The sequence below is a fragment of the Secundilactobacillus hailunensis genome, assembly GCF_005405185.1.
Classification (GTDB): domain Bacteria; phylum Bacillota; class Bacilli; order Lactobacillales; family Lactobacillaceae; genus Secundilactobacillus; species Secundilactobacillus hailunensis.
In genome coordinates, this window is record NZ_BJDO01000015.1 from 26,053 (window position 1) to 52,454 (window position 26,402).

The window sequence follows — 26,402 nt, forward strand, 5'->3', positions numbered from 1 at the left end:
TGAAAATAATGACGCGTAAGGTTTCTCCAACCTTTTTCTCAGTGGTATTAATAATCTGCTTAGGAATTGGGTCACTCGGCAATTTAACTGATTACACGGGTATTGCGGTGCTCATCGTTGCCGTTCTCATCTGCGTAAGTTCGCAGTTATTTGCCAATCAGATCAACAAAATCAAAATGTCCCACCTGCGGATCGGTATTGGTATCGGCTTACTAGCAATGCTGGTCGGCCAGATCTTTGTTCTAAAAGTCATGCCGGTGACCGTCTTCCACGATCCCTACCGCGTCCTTTCGCAGGCTGACCAGATGGCAGCCGGGCACATGACTTGGGATATCACTTATTTTTGGCGTTATGCCAATAACGTCCCGATCGCCTATCTGATGTCACTTTGGCTACGGCTGACCCAGCTATTTGGGTTGACGACTAACTTATCGATACATCTATTAAATATCCTCACCCTTGATAGCTTTATCCTATTATTACTATCAACGATCTGGAAAGTTAGTCATCGTAAAAGTCTCTTAATAGCTGCTTTTGCCTTCATGGTGTTGACGCCATTTGCCTACACCTACTATCTGCAGGTCTTCTATTCCGATTTGACGACTATGCTGGTTTTGCTGATCATCATGCGCTTGATACTGGACTGGCCTCAGGGCGCAAAGGTTCAGCATATCTTTGCTGGTATTGGACTAGTACTCAGTACGCTGATTGGGGCGCTACTTAAGCCCAACTTAGTCGTTTTACTGCCAGCTTTAGCCATTGTGGCTTTAATGCTGGTTCGAAAAAAGCAGTTCAAAAAAAGTCGGCTGCTGCTACCAATACTCCTAATTACATTGGGGTTTGGGTTAAGTCTCCCGACCAGCCACGAAATCAGTCACGTCAGCCACTACACCCCTGAAGCCAAGTACGCGTTTCCAGCTACCCATTGGATGATGATGAGTGTGAACCCATCTCATTATGGAATGTTTTCAGGTAAAGACGTGATTAAAGATATCAAGCAGCCTAATAAAACTGCCCGAAGTCACTATGATGTCAAACAAATTTCAAAACGGGTCAAAACAATGGGCGTCCCTGGTTTACTCAAGCTGTGGGTCGTCAAACTGGGGATTTTACTGAACGTCAGAGGTATTCAGACTTGGTACAATGGCGGTTTCCGCTCCGCACCATCTTGGTATCAGAATCACGCCCATTTCTTCATGGAAATCACGGTGATTAGCTATGCAGCGGCCACGTTGGCCCTTTGGTTTACCCTGATCCGCAGATTACTCATTTGGCGCCCTGATCTTACTGATAGTACACAGGTTACGGCCTTACTGGCAATCGTTACGGCTTTGGGCTACTTTGCTTTTCACACCCTTCTATGGGAAGTTGAACCGCGTTATGGCCAGGCTGCATTGCCACTGATCTGGCTACTATTAGCAGCTACCCCGGCACCCGTTAAAGATCAGTCAAAAACAATTGATCGATCACGGCTCTTAGCACCTTTGAGTATAGCGGCCACCTTTTTAGTGGCCTTTGGTTTTGCTGGGATTTTGGGCCATTCACAATTGAAAAATAGTGTCGTGGCTGCCCAGCGTAGTCAGCTTTCCCCTCAGTATCACGCTAAGCCAACGATCGTCCATCCGGGCAATAAGATATCCGAACAAGTGACGTTACACGGTTCAGCAAATTACCTTTCCCTGCAGGTTCATGACCATTCAAAAGTCAGTGCCAGCCTGGAAAATCTAACCACTCATGCCCATTACCAGTTATCTGCAGCCGGACGTGACTATCGACTACATCACCGCCTGATTGCTGGGCAATATCGCATCACGGTTCAAAATACAACCAGCAAGAATCAGCGCGTTGACGTGGTGCAAACCTATCATTATCAATTAGCTGATCACCCACTAAACAATAATGGGCACACTGACCAAACTGCTTCCTTGGTCTTTACCTTCCTGCTGCACCATCCAAAAGGAGCTGTCATCAATGGCTAAAACTCTCAAAAAGCTATCCGCAAAATACGGTGAAGTTCTCAGATACCTGAGTGTTGGCGGACTAACAACGCTAATCAACGTTATCATCTTGTTTAGTCTGACGCAGATCGACATTCCGTGGTTCTTGGCAAACGTGATTGCCTGGTTTTCAAGTATGCTATTTGCGTTTGTTACCAACAAAAGATTTAGTGCTGGTACGACTGAAACAGCACCTAAAATCATTTTCAAAGAAGGGCTCAGTTTCTTAGCCCTTCGAGGTGCCTCATTACTTGTTAATACCGGTGTTTTATTTACTACGGGACTGACACTGCCACACGGATCATATGGTCCTAAGCAAGCCAATATCGCATGATCTAAACATCATCTAAAAAGCCGGTACTGCTATTCGTCACACTAATCTACTTAACTGTTCTTTACTTTCCCAAAAGGAGTTGTAACAATTGGATAAAACCATCAAAACGCTATACACCAAATACGGTGAAGCCTTGCGATACCTCATTGTTGGTGGGCTAACGACTCTAATCAACATTGTGATCTTTTTTAGCCTCACGCACATTACCATCCCCTGGTTCTGGGCAAACGTTGCCGCCTGGTTCTTAAGTGTGCTATTTGCGTTTATCGCTAATAAGAAAGTTGTTTTTGGTTCAACCGATACCTCACCTCGCGTTGTTCTCAAAGAAGGAACCAGTTTCTTTGCCCTCCGTGGCGCTTCCTTACTTGCTGATACCGCAATCCTGTTTGTGGGACTGACATTGATGCACGGTTCACCGATCATCGTTAAGATCGTGGATCAGGTCGTTGTGATCGGGTTAAATTATGTTTTCAGTAAACATATCTTTTCCTAACAGTCGACCCGTTCAACTTTAGCTGCAAAAAAATAACCGGCATAATCCCAATATCAGGGACTATACCGGTTATTTTTGTTTTACGCGCTAAGCGCTCGCTGTCACGCTCTCAAATTGATTCTCAACGTACTCCCGATACAGCGCGTGATTCTTAACCAGTTCTTTATGGGTCCCGTGGCCACTTACCTGACCATGTTCAATAAAGTAGATCTGCGTTGCATCCACAATCGTGCTCAACCGGTGCGCGATAACTAACGTGGTTCGATTATGCATCAATTTATCCAGGGCTTTTTGAACCATCATTTCTGATTCCGAGTCCAGACTTGCCGTTGCTTCATCCAACATCAAGATCTTTGGATCTCGCAGGAACGCACGGGCAATCGCCAGCCGTTGACGTTGGCCACCAGAAACTTTGACACCTCGTTCACCGACTTGGGTATCCAAGCCGTCTGGCATTTCTTTAACAAAGTCCTTGGCATACGCCATTCCCAATACATTCCAAAGCTGGTCATCCGCGTAGTCGCCTTCCAACCCATAGGTCAGGTTGTAGCGAATCGTACCCGCCATGATAGCTGCATCTTGACTAACGAGCCCAATCTGACTGCGCCAGTTAGTCATGTTAACGTCTTGAATCTTGGTGTTGCCAATCTTGATTTCACCCTTATCCGGATCATAGAACCGCTCCAGTAAGCCAAAGATCGTTGATTTACCACCACCGGAAGGTCCCGCAAAGGCAACCACAGTGTTCGGTTTAGCAGTAAAGGAAACGTCCTGCAAAATTGGTTGGTCTTTTTCGTATTCAAAGTCCACGTGTTCAACAGTCAAAGTTTGACCATCCATGCTCTCATCCTTGCCAGAAGTCTGGTCTTCTTCACCAGCTTGCAGCAATTCTTGAATCCGAGCAGTTGAGCCACTAGTCTTCGCCATATCATTAAAGAACTGGCTTAATTGAGTAAACGGTCCGATCATTTGAGTCAGATACATCAGAAATGAGATCAGGGTCCCAAAGGTCATCGTCCCTTGAGAAACTCGGCTGGCACCGTAAATCAGCATCCCAATCATCATGCCCATCATCATCATTTGCATCAATGGACTAGCAATGGAGTCATAAATGGCTTCTTTTAAACCGATCCGGTAGAGTTTGTCGATCTTTTCATGACCATCTTCGCGTTCAACATCCTCAGCAGTGGATGACTTAACCAACCGAATATCACTAATGATTTCGCTGGACTGACCGTTGAAGTCAGCTAAGGCATCCTGTCTTGCAATCGCAATTTTGTGTGATTGCTTGATCACTGGCATCATCAGCAGGAGGACTAGTGGGACTGCAATGAACATGATCAAAGTCATCTTCCAATCCATCACTAACATCAGTGCCAAAGCACCCACCAACTGTATGATGGAAGTCACCATGTTAGGCACAGAGTTAGCCAGTAAGTCCTTCACCTGTGATGTATCGTTGATCAGCCGTGATGAAATCTCACCTGAACGCGTTTCATCAAAGTAACCGACTGGTAACCGCAAGATCTTGTTCCAGAGAAATTGGCGCAGTTTGCTGACAACGTCTTCACCAAAGAACCCGAGAATACTACCAGAGAACGCACTGATCAAGGCACTGCCAATAAAGGCGGCCACGACCCAAAACATGAGCTGAGTATTCATGGCGTGACCAAGTCCATTGATCAGCGTTTTAGCTAACTGCGGTACCATTAATTGAATTCCGGTTGCAATCAGTCCGAACAGGAGACCCACTCCTAATTGCCAGAAATGGGGCTTAATTTTGACGGTTAACTTGGCAAAATCTTTGAAATTAAATTTTTGGCGTTTGAATGGCACACCGCCTGCTTGTGGAGCTTGCCGTTGCATATTTGCACTTACCTCGATCTATTAGTTTATGAATGCTTAGTTGTTACGTTCTGGGTTAAACCCATCATTTTCTGGATCAAAACCATTTGGCCGTGAACCGAACTGGCCGTTTTGTGGGCCTTGGTTACCGAAACCGTTTGAATGAGGATCAAAACCGTTTTGTGGGCCTTGGTTACCAAATCCCTTTTGTGGTCCCTGGTTACCAAAACCATTCTGGCGTGAACCAAACCCATTTTGTGGGCCCTGGTTAAATCCGTTCCAGCCACGTCCATGACCACCGCGACCATTGCCCTTAAAGAAACCGTCTGGGATATTATTTAAGAAATCTGGTCGTTCTTCGCCATCATCCCACTTAGTGAACTTTTCATCCAAGCCACTCGTCAATTTCTCAAGTAATTGGCCTAAAGTTTCCTTTTCTTCATCGCTCAAAGAATCGAAGAGTTCATCAGAAAATTCCGTCTTGAAGTTGTGAGATGAGGTAATTGTCTCGCGCCCCTTATCAGTCAAAGAAATCAAACTAACACGCTTGTCCTCATCAGAATCATGGCGTTCTACTAACCCCTCTGCTTCCATCTTCTTAACCATCACACTAACTGAACTTGGTCGAATATCTAATTCGTCTACGATCTGAGAATTAGTTAAGCGATCCTTCTTGTTCAAGAGTAACAGCAGACGCATCTGCCCGCGTTGTGGTTGCTTAGCCCAGAACTGTTGGCCCCGCTTTGAAAATGCTGAAAATCCTCGTTGTTGAAATGTCTGCATCAGTTTGCTGAATTCTTTTAATAAATCTTGTGAGTTGTATGTCATTTTAATGATCTCCTTTAATTTTTAAATCCTTAGTTAGCTTTTAGTTCAACTAACGAACGAGATACACTATAAATCATTAGTTAGTTGATGTCAACATAAGCTAACGATTTATTTCAAAAACCTTTTTAATTCAACGTAAAGCCTGATAGTACCACCTGAATATTAACTCTAACGGGCGGTTTGGCTAAGGCGTCAAATAACTTTCGGCCAATATGACCGGTGGTATGTTCCTGCCGCTTTCGCTTGTTCTGGTAAAATTCCAGCAGCCAAACAATCTCAGGTTCAGCAACTGAACGACACATTAACCACTGACACGGGTTAACCGGGTCATCTGAATGAAACTGATTCAGCAAAATCGTGACTAAATCGCCACCGTGATCATACTCAGCTTGTAATCGGGAAACGGTCCCTGGTTGGTCTAAATCCAGATTCCAGACGGTCTCGCGCCCAGAACGAAAACTAGCCTCAACGGGTGACGTCCCGGTATGAAGTGGTATCTCAATCACTTGCCCGTCAGATTCGCTTTCCACTAATACCCAATCAGTTAATCCCTGTTGTGGGACCAACCGCTGTAATTGGTCAGCCACTGCTGGTAAGATTGTTTGCGCATCATCATAGTGATCCACAAAACTATCGGGCTGCTGTGCTGGCATAACCTTGGTTTGTTCCTTGGTTAATTTCATTTTCATCATCCTTTTAATTAGTTAGTCTGTATTTCTATTAACTAACAGAAAAAAGTATAATCAATTAGTTAGCTGTTGTCAATATAAACTAACAATTTATTTGTAACGCATCAGTCAATCCACTAGCACCCCCCCATTTTTGCAGTACAATACGGTTAAGGGGGTATTTCATATGAAAATCAAAAAAATAATCAGTCTTACGGCAGTAACTTTATTTGCAGCTCTTGGGTTTGGTCTATCAACGCAAGCCAATGCTGCTACCAAAAAGACTAACGATTACGCTGTGACGACCCGACAAGTTAAGTCTGGCAAAGTCACACTGCCGGCCAATACTCGGGTGCCTGTCTCGCACAAATCAACTAAGAATCACAAGACATATGCTTCGATTGATCTAACGCCAATGAGTTATGGCATTCGCCACGAAACAAATGCAACTTCCATCACGATTCCGTACAGTCATAATTTAAAAACCTTGAAGAGTAACTATCCAACGCCATTGATTTTGGGAAAAGGATTTAAGTACGACTCTAATACTTGGACCAAGACACCTAAGCTAACTTTCACAGCTAATAACTACGTTGAATACTTCGCCAAGGGCAATCTCAAGCAGAAACCAACTTCTTCCACTAAGATTACTAAAACGAGCCAAAAGGGTAATGTGACTTACTACTATGCCAAGAAAAACATGTTGAAGTTACCTGATAAGCGCATTAGTAAAAAGGGTAACTACCAGTATCGGCTAACCGTTCAAAAGAATAAGGTTGTTCCAGCTGATTTATCGATCAGTTACTCAATTGGTAACAGTAAAAATTATTTCTACCAACCAACTTTAAAGGCGTAATAACACAAAAACAGTTTGATCCACATCCATAATAGATGTGAGTCAAGCTGCTTTTTCTTCTATGAATGGGTGACCATTTGCGATAGCAACTAAACTAATTTAGTTGCCTGAGAAACACAAAATAAATGCAGTGAAGCAAAAACCAGCAGATCGTGGTGAAAAAAGCAGTTAGCTTCCGTACTTTGGAAGGTTACTGCTTTGCGAAGACGGAGGAGATCCGCCCTGAACGAAGTGAAGTGCTAGCTCCGGAGCAAGCCACTACGATCTGCTGGTTTTTACGCAACGAAATGAACGCTAAGCAAATTCCTGGTCTAATCGGGCTACAGCAGGCAAGGACTTGCACCTAAGTCAATGCTGGCATAATTCACGTCAAAGCCCAACGTAAATTATGCCAGCATCGTCTTAGGCTCCAGTCCTTAACCGCCTGCTTCCACACCTTAATCCCAAAAAAGCACCTCGAGAAAAATCCCGAGGTGCTTTTCAATGTCATTTAAACAGTTAAATTACTGATTTAAATTACTTAAGTGGAGTCCACTTCCAGTTAGTTACTTCTGGCATATCAGTACCGTTTTCACGGATGTAAGCAGTATGCTTAGCAACCATGTCATCCATACGTTGTTCGAAGTATGCACCCTTTACAGCGTATTCAGGCATGCTGAGTAAGGCATCCTTAGCCAAGTGGTAACGGTCGAGTTCGTTCAAGACACGCATATCAAATGGTGTGGTGATATCACCGTTTTCACGGTAACCATGAACACGAAGGTTATGGTTGTGACGATCGAAGAACATATCACGAACTAAGTCTTCATAACCATGGAAGGCAAAGATAACAGGCTTGTCAGTGGTGAAGTAACGGTCGAATTCTTCGTCACTCAGGCCACGAGGGTCTTTCTTAGGTGAACGAAGTCTCAACAGGTCAACCACGTTGATGACACGCATCTTCAATTCAGGGAATTCGTCATGCAGCAATGAAACTGCGGCGAAGACTTCCCAAGTTGGTTCACTACCAGCGGCAGCGAAGACAACGTCAGGTTCTTGACCCTGATCAGTTGAAGCCCAGTCGATGTAACCTAAACCATTGTGGACAAGGTTAGTAGCTTCATCGATTGAGAACCATTGTGGACGTGGGTGCTTTGAAGTAACTAACAAGTTGATTGTTTGATAGCTACGGAAAGCAACGTCGGCAACAGCCAGCAAGGTGTTAGCATCACCTGGCAGGTATTCACGGATGAGTTCTGGTTTCTTCTCATACAAATGAGTTAACATACCTGGGTCTTGGTGAGTGTAACCATTGTGGTCTTGCTGGAAGACAGTTGAAGTATCCACGAAGTTCAATGATGGATACTGCTTACGCCATGATTGTTCTGAAGCTTTACGCAACCACTTCATGTGTTGAGTCAACATTGAGTCGACAACACGACCAAATGATTCGTAAGTTGCGAAGAAGCCATGACGACCAGTTAAGACGTAACCTTCCAACCAGCCTTCAGCTTGGTGTTCGGAAAGTTGTGAGTCAATAACACGGCCTTGAGGTGCCATGTTTTCGTCGTTAGGCGTCTTAATAGGTTCTTCCCATTGACGCTTACCGGTATCAAGCATTGAGTACAGACGGTTTGATTTAGATTCATCAGGACCGAATGCACGGAAGTTGGTAGGGTTTAACTTCATGGTGTCAGCAACCCAGTCAGACCAAACGATCATGTCTTGAGCAGTGATAGCACCTGGAGTCTTAACTTTAATAGCGTATTTCTTGTAGTCAGGTAATTTCAATGGTTCTGGCTTGATCCCACCATTAGTGATAGGGTTCATAGCCATCCGTTGTTCACCCTTAGGCGCCATGTCGCGAACTTCTTGCTTGATGGTACCATCAGCATTGAAGAAGTCCTCTGGCTTGTATGACTTCAACCACTTAACTAATTGGTCAGAATGTTCCATTGCACCTGCGGCAATTGGTAGTGGAACTTGGTGAGCACGGAATGAACCTTCAACAGGGTTACCATCGAAGTCTTCCTTAGGACCAGTCCAGCCTTTAGGTGAACGGAAGATGATCATTGGCCAGTTAGGAAGTGAATTGTCATTGTTTTCACGGGCATTCTTTTGAATAGCCTTGATCTTTTCAATGGCTTTATCCATAGCCTTAGCCATGTCATCATGAACTGGTTTGTGATCGTCTGGGTTAGCAACTTCGACGAATTCTGGATCCCAGCCCATACCTTTAAAGTAGCTAGTCAAGTCTTCATCACTCATCCGTGAAAGGATGGTTGGGTTAGAAATCTTGAAGCCGTTCATGTTAATAATTGGTAATACAGCACCATCTTTGATTGGGTTGATGAATTTGTCTGAGAACCATGATGTAGCTAATGGACCAGTTTCAGATTCACCATCACCAATTTCAACAGCGGCAATTACGTCTGGGTTATCTAAAATTGCACCAGTACCGTGTGAAAGTGAGTAACCAAGTTCGCCACCCTCGTGGATTGAACCTGGTGTTTCAGGAGCAGCATGTGAAGCAACGCCACCTGGGAATGAGAATTGCTTGAATAATTTCTTAAGACCTACTTTGTCTTGAGAAATGTTTGGGTAGATTTCTGAGTAGCTGCCGTCAAGATATGAGTTGGAAACCATAACTTGACCACCATGACCTGAACCTTCGATGTAAAACATGTTCAAATCATACTTCTTAATAACCCGGTTTAAATGGGCATAAATGAAGTTTTGAGAAACAATAGTTCCCCAGTGACCAATAGGCTTAATCTTAACATCATCTGAGGTTAAGTCGCGGTCCAATAATGGGTTGTCCCGTAAGAAAAGCTGACCAACAGATAAGTAGTTGGCTGCACGCCAATACGTGTCAACGCCTTCCAAATATTGTTCGGAATCGTAATCTTCTGCCATTAGAGTAACACTCCTTTGATTGATTAAAGATAACTGCACGACGTAATCATTGCAGTTGAAAAATGGTGTGTTAATTACCAGATACAAATTGACCCGATAATTTACACACCTTATGATAGTCTCATTTGCATAAAAGTCAACCGCTCTGAAAATTGATACGGTCCAATCCTTAGACATAATCAAGTTACTCACGTTCTACCCCTAGCAAGGCTGGTCCCAGCAAGCTTCTACCCGATCGATTTTACGTTTTCATCCGTTCTGCAGCCATGAAAAATACCACCCGGTTATTGTCATCGGGTGGCATCTTAACGGCGTATTCTATTCTTCATCCAAAGTAACAAAAGTATTGTAATTGAAGTAATCATAGCGCAACCGCATATTAGAAACTTCAAACGGCGTGCCATCATCTAAGAAGAAAATACCTTCCATAATAGCTACTGGTTCGTTTGGCTTCAAGGTCAGTAGCTCTTGATCTTCCTCATTTGATGGGGCCACTTTAACCGTCATAAACGACTTGGTAACCACCTTGTTTTGAACGTCTTCCAAATAGTTAAAGATCGAACCTGACACAACTTTTTGGGAAAGTTCCGGTGCGATCTTTATCGGGATAAACCCTCGTTCAACCATAAAGGGATGCTCATCAAACAACCGCAGGCGCTTAATCTCATACACAAAATCGCCCTTTTCCAAGAACAGGTCTTGCTGCATTTCTTCATTAGCAGGAACTACTTTGAAGGACAGCAGCTTAATGCCCTGTGTTTGGCCATCATTCTTAAAACTGTCGGTGATTCCCAAATTTGAGCCTTCATAATGAAAAATCGTTTGATTCTTCATGTATAATGGATTAATAAACGTCCCAGAACCACGTTTCTTAAAAATAATCCCTTGATTTGCTAAAACACTAAGTGCTCGCTTGATTGAACTGCGACTGACGTTGTATGCTTCACTTAGGCTTCGTTCATCTGGTAGTCGTTTGTTTGGAAACTGATTATCGTGAATTCGTGACTTTAAGTCATGCAGTACTCTTCTGTAAACTAAATCTGCCATTCCAATCTCCCTCGCAACCAGCTTTACTGATTTTATAATTGAATCGAGTATAACAGATTTTATAGCTTTAGGATAGATTGAAACGAACTATTCAGCAAATTGGTCCTTATTAATTATTCATCTGGGCTGTACCAAATTATTTAAGTAAGGAATGATTCTCATGTCAAAAAAGAAAAAATCGAGTAAATTACATAAAACCTTAGTCGAACAGATCCTCGACAAGGCTAAGATCAGCTATACGCAAATGTCATTTGCCACACACGAAGCCGGTGACGTTCAGCAAATGGATATTGATGAAAGTACGATTGATCAGCATACCATCTATAAAACACTGGTTGCTTCCGGTAAAACGACCGGCCCCGTAGTCGGTGTTCTTCCCATAGATACACATTTGGACCTCAAAAAGTTGGCCAAAGCTTCCGGTAACAAAAAGGTCAACATGGTGCCACTAAAGGAACTCGTTAAAACGACGGGTTACGAACATGGCGCCAATACGCCCATTGGTATCTGGGAAAAGTTAAAGTACCCGATCTACTTCGATAACACCGCTAAAGAACAGGGCGAAATCATTGTCTCTTCCGGACAGATCGGCCGTTCAGTGAAAGTCAACGCTGAAGCGGTCTGCAAGTTGGTCCACGGTGAGTTTACGGATTTACTGGAGAAAGAAGAATAGTTCTTTTAGATGGCCTAATCGGGCTCAAACGAGCAAAGAGTTGCATATAACTAAGAGGCACCACAAATCCAGGTTCGGGGTCCTCGACTTCTATATAGACTAATCGGGCTCAAACGAGCAAAGAGTTGCATATAAGTAAAGAGCACCACAAATCCAAGTTCGGGGTGCTTTGCTTTTACATAGCCTAATCGGGCTCAAACGAGCAAAGAGTTGCATATAACTAAGAGGCACCACAAATCCAGGTTCGGGATTTATGGTGCCTCTTAGTTATACTCCACTCTTTAAACGCTCGTTTTCGCACCTTACTTTAATCCATTCCACTCCGCCTTAAAATCTTCCAAGAACGTCGTCATCGTCTTCTGACGTTCCTTGGCGATTCTTTTGGCTACCGGAGTGTTCATCCTATCAGGCAGTTTGAGCAGTTTTTCGTAGAAATGATTAATGATAGTTTCATTATCTAAATTACGGTATTCCGCTTTGGTCATACTAGTACGGGGCTTAATTTTAGGATCATAGATTTTTTCGCTATGATGGCCGCCGTAGTAAATCGCTCTGGTAATCCCAATAGCGCCAATCGCATCCAATCGATCCGCATCCTGCACGATTTGGCCCTCTAATGGTAACGGGTGCTGATCATCCGTTAGTGATTTACTAAATGACATATTGTTAATAATAAACATGATCATCTGCACCTGATCTGGACCGAATTCAACCGAACTCAAGAATTTCTCAACGCCCCGTTGCGCCGTTAAGACGTCCGAAACCAATTTGTCATCAATCACATCATGTAAATAAGCCGAACTGAGGGTGATCAAATAATCTGCTGAGGGTTCTTCTGCCATCAGCATTTTCGCATTGGTCACTACCCGATTAATGTGGTCGATTCCATGCCCTGTCGCATCACCCGCCAATTTTTGCGAGGTATATTTTTTTATTGCAGCTAATTGCTCAGTTGCTTCCAAGTCGCTCACCTAAACTTTCTCAATAATAGAAAATATAATACTTTATTTTTATTAAAATTAAGTTAGAAAATATGCCGGCTAAAAATTTTGCAGAACGTCTCTTTTGTATTTTATGGTGGTCATTATGCTATCAAATCATCTGTCAATGGCTGGCGGCTGGTTTTAGATAATCACTTGCGTCACCCGCGTAAACATGCTAAATTCAGATGAGAAATAGATTAATCAAAGGAGGCCCAACGTTTCATGACACCAGTATCCTTTAAAGGACTTTCGCTTGGCAGCGGAATCCCTAAAATTTGCGTTCCCATTACGGGCGCTGATTCAAACACGGTCATTGGCCAAGCCGGTGAAGCCGTTTCATCAGCTGCTGACCTTGCTGAATGGCGGCTCGATTACTTTAACGATCTAGAAGATACCGCAAGCATTATTTCAACCGCCAACCGTTTGATCGAGATCCTTGGTGATCTCCCATTGATCATCACCCTGCGCGACCGTGCTGAGGGCGGTAAACGTCAAATTGCCGACGCGGACTATCTCAATCTCTACACGCAGCTCGTGGCCCGTACTGAAGTCACCGCTATCGATGTCGAATGGCAACGAGACCCCACCATTACGGCACAGTTGATCACCCTGACTCGCGCTCACCAAGTCCGTACGATCATCAGCCACCATGAATTTGAACACACCCCAACTAAAGCTGTGATGGTGGACCAGCTCACTAAAATGGCCCAATTAAATGGTGATGTGGTCAAACTAGCCGTCATGCCTGCCAGTAACGAGGACGTTTTAAACCTGATGGTGTCCACCCACGAAGCCAGCCAGCAGTTTTCACAGCCCATTATCACCATGGCAATGGGCTCACTGGGTGCAGTTACCCGGGTCGCTGGCCAGACCTTTAACAGCGTGATGACCTTTGCGACCACTTCGAACTTATCAGCTCCGGGACAGTTAACTGTGGATCAGACTCGCCAGATCTTGAAAATCATTGCACAATGAAATTCAATTTAGTAGAAGCTAGACTACCTTTACTGGTAAATTATCCAAGAGTGAGTGATTAACGTTATAGGACTTGGTAAATAAGAATTTTATCAAAATTATTGAAACAGCTTACATTATCTGCTATATTATTAGGTGAAAGATACGTAAAACGTTTTACTTAACTTAATCATAGAGAAATTCACAATTTGAAATGAGGTTTATTGAAATGACTAATCGCGTAACTGTAATTGGTAGTTTAAACGTCGATACTATTCTGGAAATCCCCCGTTTACCTAAACCTGGCGAAACCCTTGCCATGGGTGATCAATCCTTTGCCGGTGGCGGTAAGGGTTCCAACCAAGGAATCGCTGCGGGACGTGCCGGTGCTGACACCCACTTTATTGGTAAGATCGGTGACGACGCCAACGGTAAGTTTATGGTCAAATCCATGACTGACTCCGGCATTAACGTTGATCAGGTAACTGTCACTAAAGAAGCTAAAACTGGTCAAGCGTTCATCTTACTAGATAAGAACGGTCAAAATTCAATCTTAGTTTATGGCGGTGCCAACCAGGTCCTCTCCACCAAAGACGTTGATAACGCCAAGGATATTATTGCTAATAGCGACTTTATCATTACCCAGTTTGAAACACCACTGACAGTTGCTGAAGCAGCCTTCAAGGTTGCCAAGGACAACAACGTGGTCACCATTTTGAACCCGGCACCCGCCCAGGAAGCGATTCCAGCCAGTTTACTTGCGGTTAGCGACCTCGTTGTGCCAAACGAAACTGAATGCCAGACGTTAACTGGTGTTGAGATCACCGACGAAGCTTCCATGATCAAGGGAGCTGAAAAACTCCACGCAATGGGTGCTAAGGGTGTCATTATAACCGTTGGCAGTAAGGGCGCCTTCTACCACACAGCAGATGGCAACTACGGTTTTGTTGATGCCTTCAAGGTTAAAGCCGTAGATACCACTGCTGCCGGTGATACCTTTATCGGTGCCTTGAGTTCTCAGCTAAAACCTGACTTTAGCAATCTAGCAGAAGCCATCCGTTTTGCTAACCGTGCCTCATCCATCACTGTTCAGCGGATGGGCGCCCACCCTTCAATTCCAACCTTAGCGGAAATTGAAGCGGCGGAAAAAGCCAACAAATAACCGTTTAATTTTGTAATTTTGCTCTAAACGTTCCTGAATTATCGGAGAATTTCTTTGATAATTCGGGAACTTTTTTTGTTCTGCTAGTAGCTTTCTGAAGTTCTCATCCCCCTAAAATAGCAACTCAAGCAGCCTTTTATAATTTATTTTTGGAATTAATTTATAATTAATTATAGAATATTATTGATTATACTATTGGAATTATCTATAATTGCCATTGTTAGGGCTTTCAAAGTAATTTATAAAGGAGGGGATTCAATGAACCTAATTGCACTCGTTGGCACTAACACCCAAGCTTCTTACAGTAGCAAATTATTATCCTACCTTCAGGCGCACTTTTCTGACAACGCAACGATAATGGTTTGCGAAATAAGTGGTTTACCACTTTTCTCAGCAGAAGAAAGTGAGACGCCAGCTAAAATCCATGGATTAGCAAATCTAATAACGGCTTCTGATGGCGTGGTTATTGCGACACCAGAATTTAATCAGGCTGTTCCAGCGGCGTTAAATTCTTCATTGGCTTGGTTGTCTTGGCAAATTCATCCGTTACGGCATAAACCCGTAATGCTCATCGGTGTCTCGTCGGATCAGACCAATACTGACAGCGCACTGACTAATCTCAGAAACATTTTAACATCACCGAACATTGATGCCAGTGTTTTTAACCAATTCACCCTGAAAAACGTACAGGAATTATTAGCCGAAAATAAGCTAACGAATTCTGGCACGTTGCCGCAATTGGAAACTCAATTGACGCGTTTTATTACCGCAATTACTAATGGATCTACCCAAATTGATTCTACTTCTGGCGCTTCTAAACATACTGACGCCACTGCTGGGGCTTCACAGAAGCCTACCGAAACGCCTGATTACTCATCGGATTTAGACCAGCCAGCCACCGATTCTACTTCTGGGGCTTCTAAACATACCGATGCGACTGCTGGAGCTTCGCAGAAACCTGCTGAAGTACCTGACTACTCATCGGACTTAGATCAGCCAGCCACCGATTCTACTTCTGGGGCTTCTGAACATACTGATGCGACTGCTGGAGCTTCACAGAAACCTACTGATATGCCTGACTACTCATCGGATTTAGACCAGCCAACAACTGATTCTACTTCTGGGGCTTCTGAACATACTGATGCGACTGCTGGAGCTTCACAGAAACCTACTGATGTACCTGACTACTCATCGGATTTAGATCGATCTGAACAGACAGATGCCACAACCGGCGCTTCTGCAAAATAATCATATAATCAAGGAGGATTTAATAATGAATGATGAAAAAGTAACTCTAGACAAAAATAATGTGCTTCATTTCCGTACTGGTGAAATTCCGATGGAGGCATTACGGGTTTTACTCAATACGCTACCTTTTGAAGTTGATTTCGTTGATGCTACGGATCACTTCAAATGGTTCTCGGATGATGGCAACCGAATTTTCCAACGAACACCCGATCAAGTTGGCAGAGAAGTGCTTAAATGTCATCCTGCAAAGGCCAGCGATAAGGTTTCTCAGATTCTTAAGGAATTTCACGCTGGTACCCGTGATCAATTTGAATTCTGGTTACCACTGAAGGGGCATCTGATCTACATTTCCTACTACGCTTTACGTGATGAAGAAGGGAAATATCTCGGCTGCTTCGAATTCACCGGTAATATCGACCACTTACAATCACTTAAGGGAACAAAAATTTTGGAAAATAGCCGCGACATCACAATTCAACACAATGATCAGCAGTAACCAAAAAACTCACCCAGCAGAATGCTAGGCGAGTTTTTTTGGTATCTCTGAAGTTAAATATCTAAACTAAGCGACTGGTTCAACTGGCAGGTGCATACCCTTCCAGCCTTCTAGGGCACATGATAATTCATATGCTTTGAAGCCATTTGAAAGAAGGATCAGCAATGCGGCTTTGCCTAAAGTCGTGCCGGCAGTCCAATCATAAACAACGTAGGTCTTAGACTTGTCCAACTCATTGAGATGATCAGAAAGGTCCTTGGCAGCGATAGCAACCGCACCCTTGATCTGATCCTTTTTAATTTGTGCAGGCGCATTTCTAACGTCTAAAACAACGTATTTAGAATCTGGTTTCTGCATTTCTGGCAAAACCTCGTCGTGCCCGATGTATAGACTCATATAAGTTTTTAAAAAGTTGATTTTCTCGGTATCCATGATTAGTTCTCCATTTCGTTTTTAAGTGTCTGTGTACCCTGATTGATCTTTGCCAATAACTGAGAAAATGTCGTTAATTCGGCTGATGTTAAATGACCAAATAAGGTTTGAACCGCATCAAAATTATGCGGCAGAAACGATAATAACACCCGTTCGCCTTCAGTGGTCAAACTGATGAGAGTTGCCCGTTTATCAGTTGGTGAAGCCTGCTTTTTGACTCGTCCCTGGGTGACTAGCCCCCGTAATAACTTGCTGACGGTAGCACGAGTCGTCCCTAATTTATCAGCCAGCTGTAATGGTAACAGCTGCTGATTGGGGGCCTCATAGAGAAACATCAAAATAACGAATCGCGATTCCGTTAATTGATATTTCGTTAATACCGCATCATATTGACGCTGCATCTCACGATAAGACCACTGAAAATTCAAGAATTGTAAAACAGTATCGACGTCAATATCCGAGTGAACCTCACCGATGCTTAACGCTAAACGAGCCGCATCTGGTCGATCGTTGAAATTACCTTTTTCCATTTAGTTCAGACCTTTATAATTTGATTAGCCGGCTAACTATATTGAATAGTATACTGACTTTTGAGTAGATGTCAAATATTAATTATTACATGGTATCAAAAAACGTGAACCGCTTTTGAACTGCCGGCCCACGTTTTAATATTCTAGAAACTCGTTACAGCTTTATTTTTGCGTCTTGATCGACTGATTTTGATAAGTATCCAGCCCAACGCTCGCCGTTGCTAACTGGTTCTTATCCGTTGCTGTCGCCTTAAAGCTGACCTTATCGCCTGGTTGAATAAACTGGAAAATCGGTTCAAACGACTTAGCCGACGTATCCATCCGGTAAACGTGGCTATCACCCTTCAAGATAAACAAGATCTGCTTATCATCTGGTTTAACCACCCGTTCAACGGTTCCAGAAATTGTCTTGCCAGTCACTTTCGGCTCAACGGTCGTCCCCGTCTTGGCTCCGACCCGTTGCTGGAAGATTTCTAGCGTACTCTGGGCATCGTCACCAACGGCATACGTGCCACTTTGGTTATTACCATCCGCCAGCAAGTACACAAACTTCATAAAGGAATTATTATCCCGGTCAAGCATGGAAACGACCCAGGTTGGATGACCATTGATCCTGTAAAGTAACGGCAGAGTTCCTTTATAGTTTTGTGGGTTAATATCTTGCTGAGCGTAAGAAATCGCCCGTTCTGGTGTCATAACGTTGCCGTGCTCACGGTAATAATGAAGTGTGTTGGTTCGGGCATCCACGAAGGCGTACCCCAAAATAGAGCTTTGGTGACTATTAACACTGGTCATCCCAGTGAAGTAGTAGATTCGACCCTTGTAGGCGTAAGGCGTTAATGTCTTGCCACCTTCAGTTCCGGCTTGTGTCGGTTTCATTACATCATTATGACCACCAAAGCTGGTCGCATTCCAAAAACCGTGACGATAACGACCAAACATTGACACTTCTTTTTGAACTAGTTCTGGTGTGGCTGCCACATCCACAAACTTCGGTACTTTATTTGGTGAATAAACGTGAACCTTACCGCTGACCGTGTTTAAAACGGCCACTTTGTAGTGCTTGAAATCATAGTTGCGGTTAAAGTACGAAATTGGTTTAGCCAATGTGCGGACGTAATACGGTGTCCCGTTGTTATCCACTTCCAGCTGCGAAGTATCGCCGACCATGGTGTACCCCATGCTATAAGCATTGATTCGCCGGTCAGCGTCGCGGTTAAAGTAAGCACTTGGCGTGTAGCGCATCGGCTTGGCCACGAACTTCGGATCAGCATTCTTATCCGTTGCGTTAGTCATGAAGTAACCAGGAACCTTTTGGTAGTGAATATACCGCCAAAAGCCGCCAGAAAATTCAACGGGCGCAACGTAAACCATTTTGCCGTTGTACATCTGAACCCGCATATGATTTAAATCATAGACGTTAGAATTCTTAAAACTGTTCAGCGAGTTGTTCATGTCCGTAGAAACGGTCTGCGGTGCATTGACCACTGGTGTCTCGGCACTATTCTTAATCACTGGCATCGGTGCACCATCCGTTGAATTATTCAGATCCGTTTTAATGGAACTGACCGCTGGCTTAGGGTTCATCGAAGTGATCACTGAGGCTGTCCCGCTGAGTACCATCAAAATCACAATGGCTAAGACAGCGGCCCCAACTAAGCGGCCTAACCAGCCGATGGTGATGCCAAAATTACGCATCAGACGGCTAAAAAAGTTATCCTCGTTGACCGACCGTTCCTTCACGGCATCGGGATTGAACACAAAGCGCCGCAGTACCACTACCACGACAAATCCCATAATCAGCCACATCAGCCAGCCATCGATCAGTGACGGATACGCCAAATCTGGCAGGTTGAAGTAGGTATTGATGTAGCTAACGATAAATAACGCAACGATGGCGATGATGCCCCAAGACCGCCAGCGCCGGTTACTGATCCACAAGAACCAAATAAACGGGATCAATAACCCTGATAACTTAACAAGTGTAATCAAGGCAAAATAACTGAGCATGTCTAGTCCTCTTTCCTGATTTTTACAGAATTTGTTATCTGTAGTATACCAAATTGTAGCGCTTACAGTATGAGAGTTCACTTTCAGAACCTAAAAAGCAGCTAGTTTTCTGACCAAACAGAAAACTAGCTGCTGATTAATCGTCCATTTATTAAGAAACACTTGCTGCAAACGTGTCGATCAGCCGGGCAGTTTCTTGCACCACTGCGACAACGTTGATATCATCCACTGCTAAACTGCCGTTTGCCAGCAGTTTTTCAGCTTTAGCCTTATCCGTTAATTCGATATGATATTTTTCTAACAGCGTCGTTAATATATAGTCGGCACTGCTCTCACGTGCTTCTTGCACTTTAAAGTCTTCAGCATGCCCAGATTCATTTACCCAGAGCGTAAATGTCTGTAAGTTGCGACAAACATGAGAAATGAAATTCTTATCTTCAGGCGTTAGCAAGTAGATACTATCGTTCACTTTGTACCACCACTCTCAATTTAAATTCATGATTCTCTCATTTTTCCTTAAGTCTAACACAAGTATATAAAGATGAAAAGGAAAGGAGTGAAATCGCTTACTTTGTTGATGTATCATGCTATTATTGAATTAATTGATAGCTGTCACTAAATTCAACCCTGATTGTTAACAAAAACTAAAGAAAGGGGGCTTACTCATGTACCGTGTACTCATTGCTGATAGCCAGCCGATCTATCGTACCGGTTTAAAAACCATTATTAATGCCCAACCGCACTTTAAAGTAATTGCGGAAACCAGTAATGCAACGGATACTTACGTGAAAGTCACTGAGGGTGACATCGACATCGTTGTCATGGCCATCTCCATGCCTCCTGGTGAATGCGGTGTTACCGTGACCCATCGGATTCACGACAACTATCCTAACACCAAAGTCCTTATTAATACCAGTCACGAAGAACACCACTACATCGATGACAGCCTGCACTATGGCGCAGCCGGCTACGTTTTAAAAACTTCACCCGCATCAGAATTTAGCGCTGCTTTAACGACAGTGGTTCAAAACCGTATTTTTGTTGATCAAAATATTATTCTGACCCCTGCAGACTTTAAACAGATCGATTCGACTCAAGCTGATGAACAGCTTTACTACTACAACGCACTGTCTAGTCGCGAACGTGAAGTATTGCCGTTAATGGTCTTAAGCTGTCCTAATAAGGAGATTGCCAGCCGACTCTTCATTACGACTAAAACGGTGGAAGCTCATAAATCTAGTATCATGCGCAAACTAGATTATCCATCTCATGCCAAATTGGTTAAGTACGCCGTGAAAAATGGCTTAGTGGACTTTTAGAACATCACGAAAGCTATCACTCATTTACACAACTCCTTGTCAGGTGCCCTGTGAATGAACGATAGCTCTTTTTGATTATGCCTCGCGTAGCTGCCCCTTTTCTAATTGCCGTTTCAACGCGGCTAGTTTAACTTCCACCACTTCATTTTGATTGATCTTAGCAAAGGCCAGCGTTTCGCTCATCAGCCCCTGTACTTTTTGAGCCGGTTGATGCAGCGCAATGGCACACTGCGTCGCTAAGAATTTTAAGTCGGGTAAATAAAGGGTGACGTGCTGGTTGGAACACAATCCCACACCAACTTTGATCAAGCGTTTACTATCAGCGTAATGATTGCGGGTCATCTCAAACTCGGCGGTGTAATACACCATCATAAGCACCCGTAAGTAATATTGTTCATCTTGCTGTTCTGCTGGTAATTGGTTCAGATAATCATTCACTTTGTCAAAGTAAAATTGTGCGCGCTGTAATTGGTGGTTACGGACATACATCTCGCCCATACCGAGAAAACCAAGGGGGGTGAAGACCGTTTTTTGATTGACATCCAAAGCGTTAAAAATCAACGATAAATCGTAACTGATATCAAGCACATTTCCATTAGTTAACGCCGTCATTAAGCCCCTTAAATAATAGAACTGCATTCGGGTCATCACTGACTCGATCTGATCTGGATCGATCGCGCTTAATCTTTGAAAAGCTTGACAGTAATCCTCCATCATTAAACACTTTTCAATCTCATCAAGCTGAATGTTGACCTGACTGACCATATCCGCCTCTGGCTGATATAGTGTTTCAATCGTCATGCCAAGACGGGCACAAAGCTGCGTCAGGATCGTAAGCGATGGCACGTGACTATTATTCTCAAATCTACTGAGTGTCGCTTGGGTACAGATTCCCCGACATAGCTTACGTTGAGACATTTTTAAGGCTTTACGCCGCTGAATAAAATCGGTCACGTTCATCTATCTTCATCTCCGTTTGCTACTCTTAGTTACCACTATTATACCTGCACCCTGTAGTTGCCACTATTAGGAATCACCCTAGTTCGTTCATATTTTCAATCAAAATATACTATTCAAAAATGATATGACTTTTTTTCATCATATTGCATTTCAAAATACCTATATTGATCAAAGCCTGCTATTTCAGCCTTTATACTTAAATATCCGGTGATTTATATATTTTTTTATATCAAATCTGATACAAAATATTCTTGAACTGACATCATTTAGTCCCGTTTCCCAGCTTGTTTTGAAAGCGCTTTTGCTATTTTATGGAACGCCATGCTATCCTACAATCATCAGATATGTGAAATAAGGCACAATTGCTTTTCACTATTAACTCTCAATGAAATGGGGCCAATTACCATGACTAAAAAGTACGAAACAGAAGCGCCAGGTTATACGATGACCACGGTAATGGAAGAAGCAGCCCGCTGTCTGCTCTGCCACGATGCACCGTGTTCAGCAGCTTGTCCAGCCCATACCGATCCAGCTAAATTTATTCGCAGTGTTCGTTTCCGCAACGTCAAAGGCGCTGCCGAAACGATCCGCGAAAATAACGCGTTAGGTGCCATTTGTGCCCGGGTTTGTCCAACTGAAAAGTACTGTGAGCTGGCTTGCTCACGCAGCGGTATTGACGTCCCAATCGACATTGGTGGTATTCAGCGTTATGTCACTGATTTCGAACAAGCTGATGATATGCACATCCTGCATAAGGGTGACAGTAACGGCATGCACATTGCTATTATCGGCAGTGGTCCCGCTGGTCTACAAGCCGCAACCACCCTGCTTGAAAAGGGCTATAGTGTTGATATTTACGAAAAGAACGCCAAAGCTGGTGGCTATTTGACCTATGGCATTCCTGAATACCGTTTACCAAGTAATATCGTCGACTACGAAATCAAACGGATCACCGACATGGGCGCCAATATTCATTTCAACACGATTATCGGTAAAGACATGACCATGGATCAGCTCAAAGCTGAAAATGACGCCGTAATCGTTGCCATTGGTGCTAGTGAAGCCAAAATGCTGCCCATGTTTGAAAACAACGATGCCGTTGAAACCGCTGTCTCTTTCTTAGCGCGAACCAAGCAGGCTAAGGGCAATATCGATTTACCTGATAACGCGTTAGTTATCGGTGGTGGTGACGTTGCGATGGACGTGGTCACGACCTTGAAAAAATTAGGTGTTGAACACGTTACCGACGCCGTTTATGAACAGTTCGACGAATTCCGGGCTTCTAAAAAGGAGCTGGCCGGTGCTGAACGCGAAGGAGTCACCATTATTGACGGCTACGTTCCTGAAAGCGTCAACGGTCACACTGTCACCCTCAAGCACCGTCACATTAACAGTGAAATGACCATTGAAGCCGACACGATTATTTTAGCGATTGGCCAAGAAACCAACGCTAAGAACCTGGGCATCAAGCTAGAACACGGCGAAGCCCCATCAGCAGGTTATAAGACGCACGATCCAAAAGTCTTCATTACGGGTGACATTGCCCAAGGCGATAAAACCGTTGTTTACGCCGTTCAAAAAGGCAAAGAAGTCGCTGGTGAAATCGATAGTATTTTAGGAGGTAATCGCGATGATCAATAAGGATATATCAATCGATTTTTTGGGTGTTCACTTTGAAAACCCCTTCTGCCTATCCTCTTCACCGGTAGGCAACTGTTACGAAATGTGTGCTAAGGCTTTTGATGAAGGCTGGGGCGGCATTGTTTTCAAGACGATTGGACCCGAAGATTTCGAAGTCGATGAAGTTTCACCACGTTTTGATGAACTGACTAAGGAAGCCACCCCCTTCGTTGCCTTTAAAAATATGGAACAAATTGCCGAACATCCTTTGAAACAAAATTTGGCTGATTTAAAGAAACTCAAGGAAAACTATCCCGACAAAGTGGTCATTGCTTCCATCATGGGTCCCACTGAAAAGGACTGGGAGGAACTCGCTCGGCTGGTAACTGAAGCCGGTGCCGAAATGATTGAAATGAACCTGTCGTGTCCGCAAATGACGTCCCACGCCATGGGCTCTGACGTTGGCTCAAACCCACCATTGGTCAAAAAATACTGTGAAGCCGTTAAACGCGGATCAGACTTACCAATGATGGCCAAGATGACACCTAACATTACCGATATGGTACCAGCAGCCAAAGCCGCTTTAGCTGGCGGTGCCGATGGAATTGCGACGATCAACACCGTGAAATCAATTGCTAACGTGGATCTAGAAAGGAAAACTGCTTTACCAATCGTTAACGGTAAATCATCCGTTTCCGGTCTTTCAGGTAAAGCCGTTAAACCCATTGCCCTGCGATTCATTCAACAATTACGGGTAGCTTCCGGTTTGGAGCAATTACCAATTTCTGGTATTGGTGGTATCGAAACTTGGGAAGATGCCGTTGAATTTATCTTAATGGGCTCGACTACCCTGCAAGTAACCACTGCGGTGATGCAATATGGTTACCGAATCGTAGAAGACATGAAGAACGGCCTGATGCACTACATGGAAGAACAAGGGGTTAAGCATCTGTCTGACCTCGTTGGTCTGGCCAACAAGAACATCGTTCCAGCTGAAGACTTGGACCGAAATTACAAGATGTATCCCGAAATTGACTGGGATAAATGTATCGGCTGCGGCCGTTGCTTTATCAGCTGTTACGATGGTGCGCACCAAGCTATCTCTTGGGATGAAAAAACACGGCGCCCATCGATCGATACAAGTAAATGCGTTGGCTGTCATCTATGTGCCTTAGTTTGTCCGGTTCATGCCATTCATCCCGGTAAAATCGTGATGAAAGAAGGCCGTGAAGGCGATCCGTCGAAAATTGATGTCGTTTCACAACGTCTTTACTAGAATCAGTCCTTAGAAACCTGTATAATCAAAAGCTCAGTCACTGAAACGACATCATGTTCCAGTGGCTGACTTTTGTTAAAGGAGTGAAAATCATGAAGATTGGTAAAGATGTCTGGATCTCATCCATTGGTGTTGGCCTGACAACCCTTATTTTTTGCTTGATTGCTGGTGTATTTAACCTTTGGATGAGTGGCGCTGCTTTCATTGCCGCCTCTTATTTCTTTGGTGCTGGTGCGCCAATGGATAAGGTCTTAAATATCTCAATTAGTTTTCTGCTGGGAATCGCCTTAGGCTGTTTTTGTCACTGGCTATTAGCCCTGCCTCACTTAGGCGGTTTAGTAATAAGTTCTGTTATTTTAGGCTTTTTAACCTTTCTCGTGTTATTTTTACAGGGAACCATTATGAAATTTGCGGAGGTCCCAGCCTGGCTACTGGCTTGGGGGACAACGATGCTGATTATCACCAACATCACGATCAAGAGCTGGCCAGTATTTCTGATTCAATTAATTGCCGCGATGTACCTTGGGGTTTACTTAATCATTATTGGGTCAAACTATTTTTCAAAATGGATGTACCGGCTGTTTCCGGATCAAGAGTCCAAGAAAACAGACGAATCTGAAAAAGACTAACTAGCCTTCAGAGATAACTAGGATAGCGCCACGGTTTCTTATCTTGAAACCCGTGGCGCTATTTTGGTTATTCGGGTTTTTACAGTGAACCAACGAGCATCTGTTCTCGCATCACCATGGCTTTCTCAAAATCATCCGTAAAGATGCCATCGACATCTTGCGAGAAAAGCTTGAGCATCCGTTTTTCATTATTGACCGTCCAAATACGCTCGATCAGCCCTTCATTATTCTGAGCTCGCCGTAAGTGCAATCCATTTAAATGTTCTTTCATCAAAAATTGAAGCGGTTCGCGAATCGCGTGTCCTGCTAAGTAACAATAATTTTGGCTGTCATCTAATTGCTGACAAATCTTCAAACTAGCTAAATTAAATGATGAGTAAATCACAGGATGTCGCAAATAGGCTTGACTCACTTGCTTTAAAACGATTTCTTCGATCCCTCTATAATGAATTTTATCGGTTTTAAACTCAAGGTTTAAGATCACATCAGCGTTTCTTACCAATTCTAACAAGTCATACAACGTTGGAATCGATTCGCCGTTACTTAGTTTAAACAGCACTAACTGTTCGTAATCATAGTCGCAAATTCTGCCCTTACCATTCGTAGTCCGGTTGATTTTTTCATCATGCATAATGACGGGCAACCGATCACGAGTTAAATGTACATCGAACTCTAGTCCCTCAACGTTATGCTCAATAGCATACCGAAACCCCTGCATTGAATTTTCCGGAAATTTTGCTGGAATACCACGGTGACCAAATATCAAAGTTGACATCTCTTATGCCCTCCTATTTGTAGTGGTTCACTCGACTACAAGCTAAGTGTACAGAACGTTTCTAGCGTTTCTGCATGGTTTGCGTATTGAATGTGTAAAGGTTTGAGAAGAACTTTGGAGCTCTGCTTTTACCTTGCCGAAACGCGCAAAAAAAGACAGCTCCCGGCCATATAAGAAGAATACCCCACGCAGTCAAAACTGGGCTCGTCACTCTTACATAGTAAGCACACTATAACCGGACGTATTGAAACACAAAACGGACTTCCTCATATTTGAGTTAGTCCGTTTTTGTATTTCATTCAGTTACTAATTGCTGATCAGGTTCATAATTCCACGGTAAACAAGCCTCCAATTGCGCTTCTTTTGGGAAAG

25 protein-coding genes are annotated in these 26,402 nt (G+C 43.6%); 13 read left to right on the forward strand and 12 right to left on the reverse strand.

The features are described 5' to 3' along the window. Positions 1–8: 8 nt before the first annotated feature. The 3 genes from FFM73_RS05675 (at position 9) to FFM73_RS05685 (ending at position 2,824) form a co-directional block, all read left to right on the forward strand. Positions 9–1,979 (forward strand): YfdI family membrane protein, encoded by a 1,971-nt coding sequence (locus FFM73_RS05675; protein ID WP_137630815.1) that lies wholly within the window; start codon positions 9–11, stop codon positions 1,977–1,979. Beyond that, complete coding sequence (locus FFM73_RS05680; RefSeq protein ID WP_171001218.1) at positions 1,972–2,331, forward strand: GtrA family protein; 360 nt, start codon at positions 1,972–1,974, stop codon at positions 2,329–2,331. Before FFM73_RS05675 ends, FFM73_RS05680 begins: the two co-directional genes overlap by 8 nt. A gap of 88 nt (positions 2,332–2,419) precedes the next feature. Next, on the forward strand, positions 2,420–2,824 hold the full coding sequence (locus tag FFM73_RS05685) for a GtrA family protein (RefSeq protein ID WP_137630817.1): 405 nt from the start codon (positions 2,420–2,422) through the stop codon (positions 2,822–2,824). 87 nt (positions 2,825–2,911) lie between these two features. Here FFM73_RS05685 and FFM73_RS05690 read toward each other — a convergent pair whose 3' ends face one another. From FFM73_RS05690 to FFM73_RS05700, 3 genes are all read right to left on the reverse strand, one after another. Continuing rightward, a complete protein-coding gene (locus tag FFM73_RS05690; protein WP_137630818.1) occupies positions 2,912–4,690 on the reverse strand; it encodes an ABC transporter ATP-binding protein in 1,779 nt (592 codons plus the stop codon). A gap of 36 nt (positions 4,691–4,726) precedes the next feature. Further along, positions 4,727–5,497, reverse strand: coding sequence for a MarR family winged helix-turn-helix transcriptional regulator (locus tag FFM73_RS05695; protein WP_137630819.1), 771 nt, complete (start codon positions 5,495–5,497; stop codon positions 4,727–4,729). 125 nt (positions 5,498–5,622) lie between these two features. Further along, positions 5,623–6,180 carry a hypothetical protein gene (locus FFM73_RS05700; RefSeq protein WP_137630820.1) on the reverse strand — a complete coding sequence of 186 codons (558 nt, stop codon included), beginning with the start codon at positions 6,178–6,180 and terminating at the stop codon, positions 5,623–5,625. Positions 6,181–6,352: 172 nt separating this feature from the next. On the opposite strand from FFM73_RS05700, the gene FFM73_RS05705 reads away from it, so the two are divergent. Beyond that, on the forward strand, positions 6,353–7,021 hold the full coding sequence (locus FFM73_RS05705; protein WP_137630821.1) for a hypothetical protein: 669 nt from the start codon (positions 6,353–6,355) through the stop codon (positions 7,019–7,021). Between the two features lie 516 nt (positions 7,022–7,537). On the opposite strand, the gene FFM73_RS05710 is transcribed toward FFM73_RS05705, so the two are convergent. Beyond that, positions 7,538–9,916: a phosphoketolase family protein gene (locus tag FFM73_RS05710; RefSeq protein ID WP_137630822.1), complete on the reverse strand. Its 2,379-nt coding sequence runs from the start codon at positions 9,914–9,916 to the stop codon at positions 7,538–7,540. Positions 9,917–10,234: 318 nt separating this feature from the next. Beyond that, positions 10,235–10,963 (reverse strand): GntR family transcriptional regulator, encoded by a 729-nt coding sequence (locus tag FFM73_RS05715; protein WP_054654515.1) that lies wholly within the window; start codon positions 10,961–10,963, stop codon positions 10,235–10,237. A gap of 160 nt (positions 10,964–11,123) precedes the next feature. On the opposite strand from FFM73_RS05715, the gene FFM73_RS05720 reads away from it, so the two are divergent. Beyond that, on the forward strand, positions 11,124–11,636 hold the full coding sequence (locus FFM73_RS05720; protein ID WP_137630823.1) for an aminoacyl-tRNA deacylase: 513 nt from the start codon (positions 11,124–11,126) through the stop codon (positions 11,634–11,636). A gap of 302 nt (positions 11,637–11,938) precedes the next feature. Here the strand turns inward: FFM73_RS05720 and FFM73_RS05725 are convergent, their stop codons facing one another. After that, positions 11,939–12,598, reverse strand: a complete 660-nt coding sequence (locus tag FFM73_RS05725; RefSeq protein ID WP_137630824.1) for an HD domain-containing protein — start codon at positions 12,596–12,598, stop codon at positions 11,939–11,941. A gap of 243 nt (positions 12,599–12,841) precedes the next feature. Between FFM73_RS05725 and aroD the strand changes: the two genes are divergently transcribed. From aroD to FFM73_RS05745, 4 genes are all read left to right on the forward strand, one after another. After that, positions 12,842–13,594 carry a type I 3-dehydroquinate dehydratase gene (aroD, locus tag FFM73_RS05730; RefSeq protein ID WP_137630825.1) on the forward strand — a complete coding sequence of 251 codons (753 nt, stop codon included), beginning with the start codon at positions 12,842–12,844 and terminating at the stop codon, positions 13,592–13,594. Between the two features lie 208 nt (positions 13,595–13,802). Further along, positions 13,803–14,735, forward strand: coding sequence for a ribokinase (gene rbsK / locus FFM73_RS05735; protein ID WP_137630826.1), 933 nt, complete (start codon positions 13,803–13,805; stop codon positions 14,733–14,735). 258 nt (positions 14,736–14,993) lie between these two features. Continuing rightward, complete coding sequence (locus tag FFM73_RS05740; protein WP_137630827.1) at positions 14,994–15,983, forward strand: NADPH-dependent FMN reductase; 990 nt, start codon at positions 14,994–14,996, stop codon at positions 15,981–15,983. A gap of 25 nt (positions 15,984–16,008) precedes the next feature. Then, a complete protein-coding gene (locus FFM73_RS05745; RefSeq protein ID WP_171001219.1) occupies positions 16,009–16,479 on the forward strand; it encodes a PAS domain-containing protein in 471 nt (156 codons plus the stop codon). Positions 16,480–16,545: 66 nt separating this feature from the next. On the opposite strand, the gene FFM73_RS05750 is transcribed toward FFM73_RS05745, so the two are convergent. The 4 genes from FFM73_RS05750 to FFM73_RS05765 form a co-directional block, all read right to left on the reverse strand. Beyond that, entirely contained in the window at positions 16,546–16,911 is a 366-nt protein-coding gene (locus FFM73_RS05750; protein ID WP_137630829.1) for a rhodanese-like domain-containing protein, read from the reverse strand. Between the two features lie 2 nt (positions 16,912–16,913). Continuing rightward, a complete protein-coding gene (locus tag FFM73_RS05755; protein WP_137630830.1) occupies positions 16,914–17,441 on the reverse strand; it encodes a MarR family winged helix-turn-helix transcriptional regulator in 528 nt (175 codons plus the stop codon). Positions 17,442–17,603: 162 nt separating this feature from the next. Continuing rightward, complete coding sequence (locus tag FFM73_RS05760) at positions 17,604–19,451, reverse strand: DUF2029 domain-containing protein (protein ID WP_137630831.1); 1,848 nt, start codon at positions 19,449–19,451, stop codon at positions 17,604–17,606. A gap of 151 nt (positions 19,452–19,602) precedes the next feature. Then, positions 19,603–19,920, reverse strand: coding sequence for a hypothetical protein (locus FFM73_RS05765; RefSeq protein WP_137630832.1), 318 nt, complete (start codon positions 19,918–19,920; stop codon positions 19,603–19,605). A 196-nt stretch (positions 19,921–20,116) separates the two neighbouring features. On the opposite strand from FFM73_RS05765, the gene FFM73_RS05770 reads away from it, so the two are divergent. Continuing rightward, a complete protein-coding gene (locus FFM73_RS05770; RefSeq protein ID WP_137630833.1) occupies positions 20,117–20,770 on the forward strand; it encodes a response regulator in 654 nt (217 codons plus the stop codon). Between the two features lie 75 nt (positions 20,771–20,845). On the opposite strand, the gene FFM73_RS05775 is transcribed toward FFM73_RS05770, so the two are convergent. Then, positions 20,846–21,730, reverse strand: coding sequence for a helix-turn-helix domain-containing protein (locus FFM73_RS05775; RefSeq protein ID WP_137630834.1), 885 nt, complete (start codon positions 21,728–21,730; stop codon positions 20,846–20,848). A 405-nt stretch (positions 21,731–22,135) separates the two neighbouring features. On the opposite strand from FFM73_RS05775, the gene FFM73_RS05780 reads away from it, so the two are divergent. From FFM73_RS05780 to FFM73_RS05790, 3 genes are all read left to right on the forward strand, one after another. Continuing rightward, entirely contained in the window at positions 22,136–23,371 is a 1,236-nt protein-coding gene (locus tag FFM73_RS05780) for an FAD-dependent oxidoreductase (protein WP_137630835.1), read from the forward strand. Next, positions 23,361–24,626: an NAD-dependent dihydropyrimidine dehydrogenase subunit PreA gene (gene preA, locus FFM73_RS05785; RefSeq protein ID WP_137630836.1), complete on the forward strand. Its 1,266-nt coding sequence runs from the start codon at positions 23,361–23,363 to the stop codon at positions 24,624–24,626. Before FFM73_RS05780 ends, preA begins: the two co-directional genes overlap by 11 nt. Before the next feature lie 92 nt (positions 24,627–24,718). Next, positions 24,719–25,255 (forward strand): DUF1097 domain-containing protein, encoded by a 537-nt coding sequence (locus tag FFM73_RS05790; RefSeq protein WP_137630837.1) that lies wholly within the window; start codon positions 24,719–24,721, stop codon positions 25,253–25,255. Positions 25,256–25,334: 79 nt separating this feature from the next. Here the strand turns inward: FFM73_RS05790 and FFM73_RS05795 are convergent, their stop codons facing one another. Beyond that, on the reverse strand, positions 25,335–26,030 hold the full coding sequence (locus FFM73_RS05795) for a glycerophosphodiester phosphodiesterase (protein WP_137630838.1): 696 nt from the start codon (positions 26,028–26,030) through the stop codon (positions 25,335–25,337). Positions 26,031–26,402: the final 372 nt, after the last annotated feature.

What these genes read in the sequence shown, in the direction of transcription:
- FFM73_RS05770 (WP_137630833.1), top strand. Translation starts at nt 20,117, where the DNA reads ATGTACCGTGTACTCATTGCTGATAGCCAGCCGATCTATCGTACCGGT.
- FFM73_RS05790 (WP_137630837.1), top strand. Translation starts at nt 24,719, where the DNA reads ATGAAGATTGGTAAAGATGTCTGGATCTCATCCATTGGTGTTGGCCTG.
- FFM73_RS05775 (WP_137630834.1), bottom strand. Translation starts at nt 21,730, where the DNA reads ATGAACGTGACCGATTTTATTCAGCGGCGTAAAGCCTTAAAAATGTCT.
- FFM73_RS05750 (WP_137630829.1), bottom strand. Translation starts at nt 16,911, where the DNA reads ATGGATACCGAGAAAATCAACTTTTTAAAAACTTATATGAGTCTATAC.
- FFM73_RS05700 (WP_137630820.1), bottom strand. Translation starts at nt 6,180, where the DNA reads ATGAAATTAACCAAGGAACAAACCAAGGTTATGCCAGCACAGCAGCCC.
- preA (WP_137630836.1), top strand. Translation starts at nt 23,361, where the DNA reads ATGATCAATAAGGATATATCAATCGATTTTTTGGGTGTTCACTTTGAA.
- FFM73_RS05695 (WP_137630819.1), bottom strand. Translation starts at nt 5,497, where the DNA reads ATGACATACAACTCACAAGATTTATTAAAAGAATTCAGCAAACTGATG.
- FFM73_RS05795 (WP_137630838.1), bottom strand. Translation starts at nt 26,030, where the DNA reads ATGTCAACTTTGATATTTGGTCACCGTGGTATTCCAGCAAAATTTCCG.
- rbsK (WP_137630826.1), top strand. Translation starts at nt 13,803, where the DNA reads ATGACTAATCGCGTAACTGTAATTGGTAGTTTAAACGTCGATACTATT.
- FFM73_RS05710 (WP_137630822.1), bottom strand. Translation starts at nt 9,916, where the DNA reads ATGGCAGAAGATTACGATTCCGAACAATATTTGGAAGGCGTTGACACG.
- FFM73_RS05715 (WP_054654515.1), bottom strand. Translation starts at nt 10,963, where the DNA reads ATGGCAGATTTAGTTTACAGAAGAGTACTGCATGACTTAAAGTCACGA.
- FFM73_RS05740 (WP_137630827.1), top strand. Translation starts at nt 14,994, where the DNA reads ATGAACCTAATTGCACTCGTTGGCACTAACACCCAAGCTTCTTACAGT.
- FFM73_RS05705 (WP_137630821.1), top strand. Translation starts at nt 6,353, where the DNA reads ATGAAAATCAAAAAAATAATCAGTCTTACGGCAGTAACTTTATTTGCA.
- FFM73_RS05720 (WP_137630823.1), top strand. Translation starts at nt 11,124, where the DNA reads ATGTCAAAAAAGAAAAAATCGAGTAAATTACATAAAACCTTAGTCGAA.
- FFM73_RS05745 (WP_171001219.1), top strand. Translation starts at nt 16,009, where the DNA reads ATGAATGATGAAAAAGTAACTCTAGACAAAAATAATGTGCTTCATTTC.
- FFM73_RS05680 (WP_171001218.1), top strand. Translation starts at nt 1,972, where the DNA reads ATGGCTAAAACTCTCAAAAAGCTATCCGCAAAATACGGTGAAGTTCTC.
- FFM73_RS05760 (WP_137630831.1), bottom strand. Translation starts at nt 19,451, where the DNA reads ATGCTCAGTTATTTTGCCTTGATTACACTTGTTAAGTTATCAGGGTTA.
- FFM73_RS05780 (WP_137630835.1), top strand. Translation starts at nt 22,136, where the DNA reads ATGACTAAAAAGTACGAAACAGAAGCGCCAGGTTATACGATGACCACG.
- FFM73_RS05675 (WP_137630815.1), top strand. Translation starts at nt 9, where the DNA reads ATGACGCGTAAGGTTTCTCCAACCTTTTTCTCAGTGGTATTAATAATC.
- aroD (WP_137630825.1), top strand. Translation starts at nt 12,842, where the DNA reads ATGACACCAGTATCCTTTAAAGGACTTTCGCTTGGCAGCGGAATCCCT.
- FFM73_RS05690 (WP_137630818.1), bottom strand. Translation starts at nt 4,690, where the DNA reads ATGCAACGGCAAGCTCCACAAGCAGGCGGTGTGCCATTCAAACGCCAA.
- FFM73_RS05755 (WP_137630830.1), bottom strand. Translation starts at nt 17,441, where the DNA reads ATGGAAAAAGGTAATTTCAACGATCGACCAGATGCGGCTCGTTTAGCG.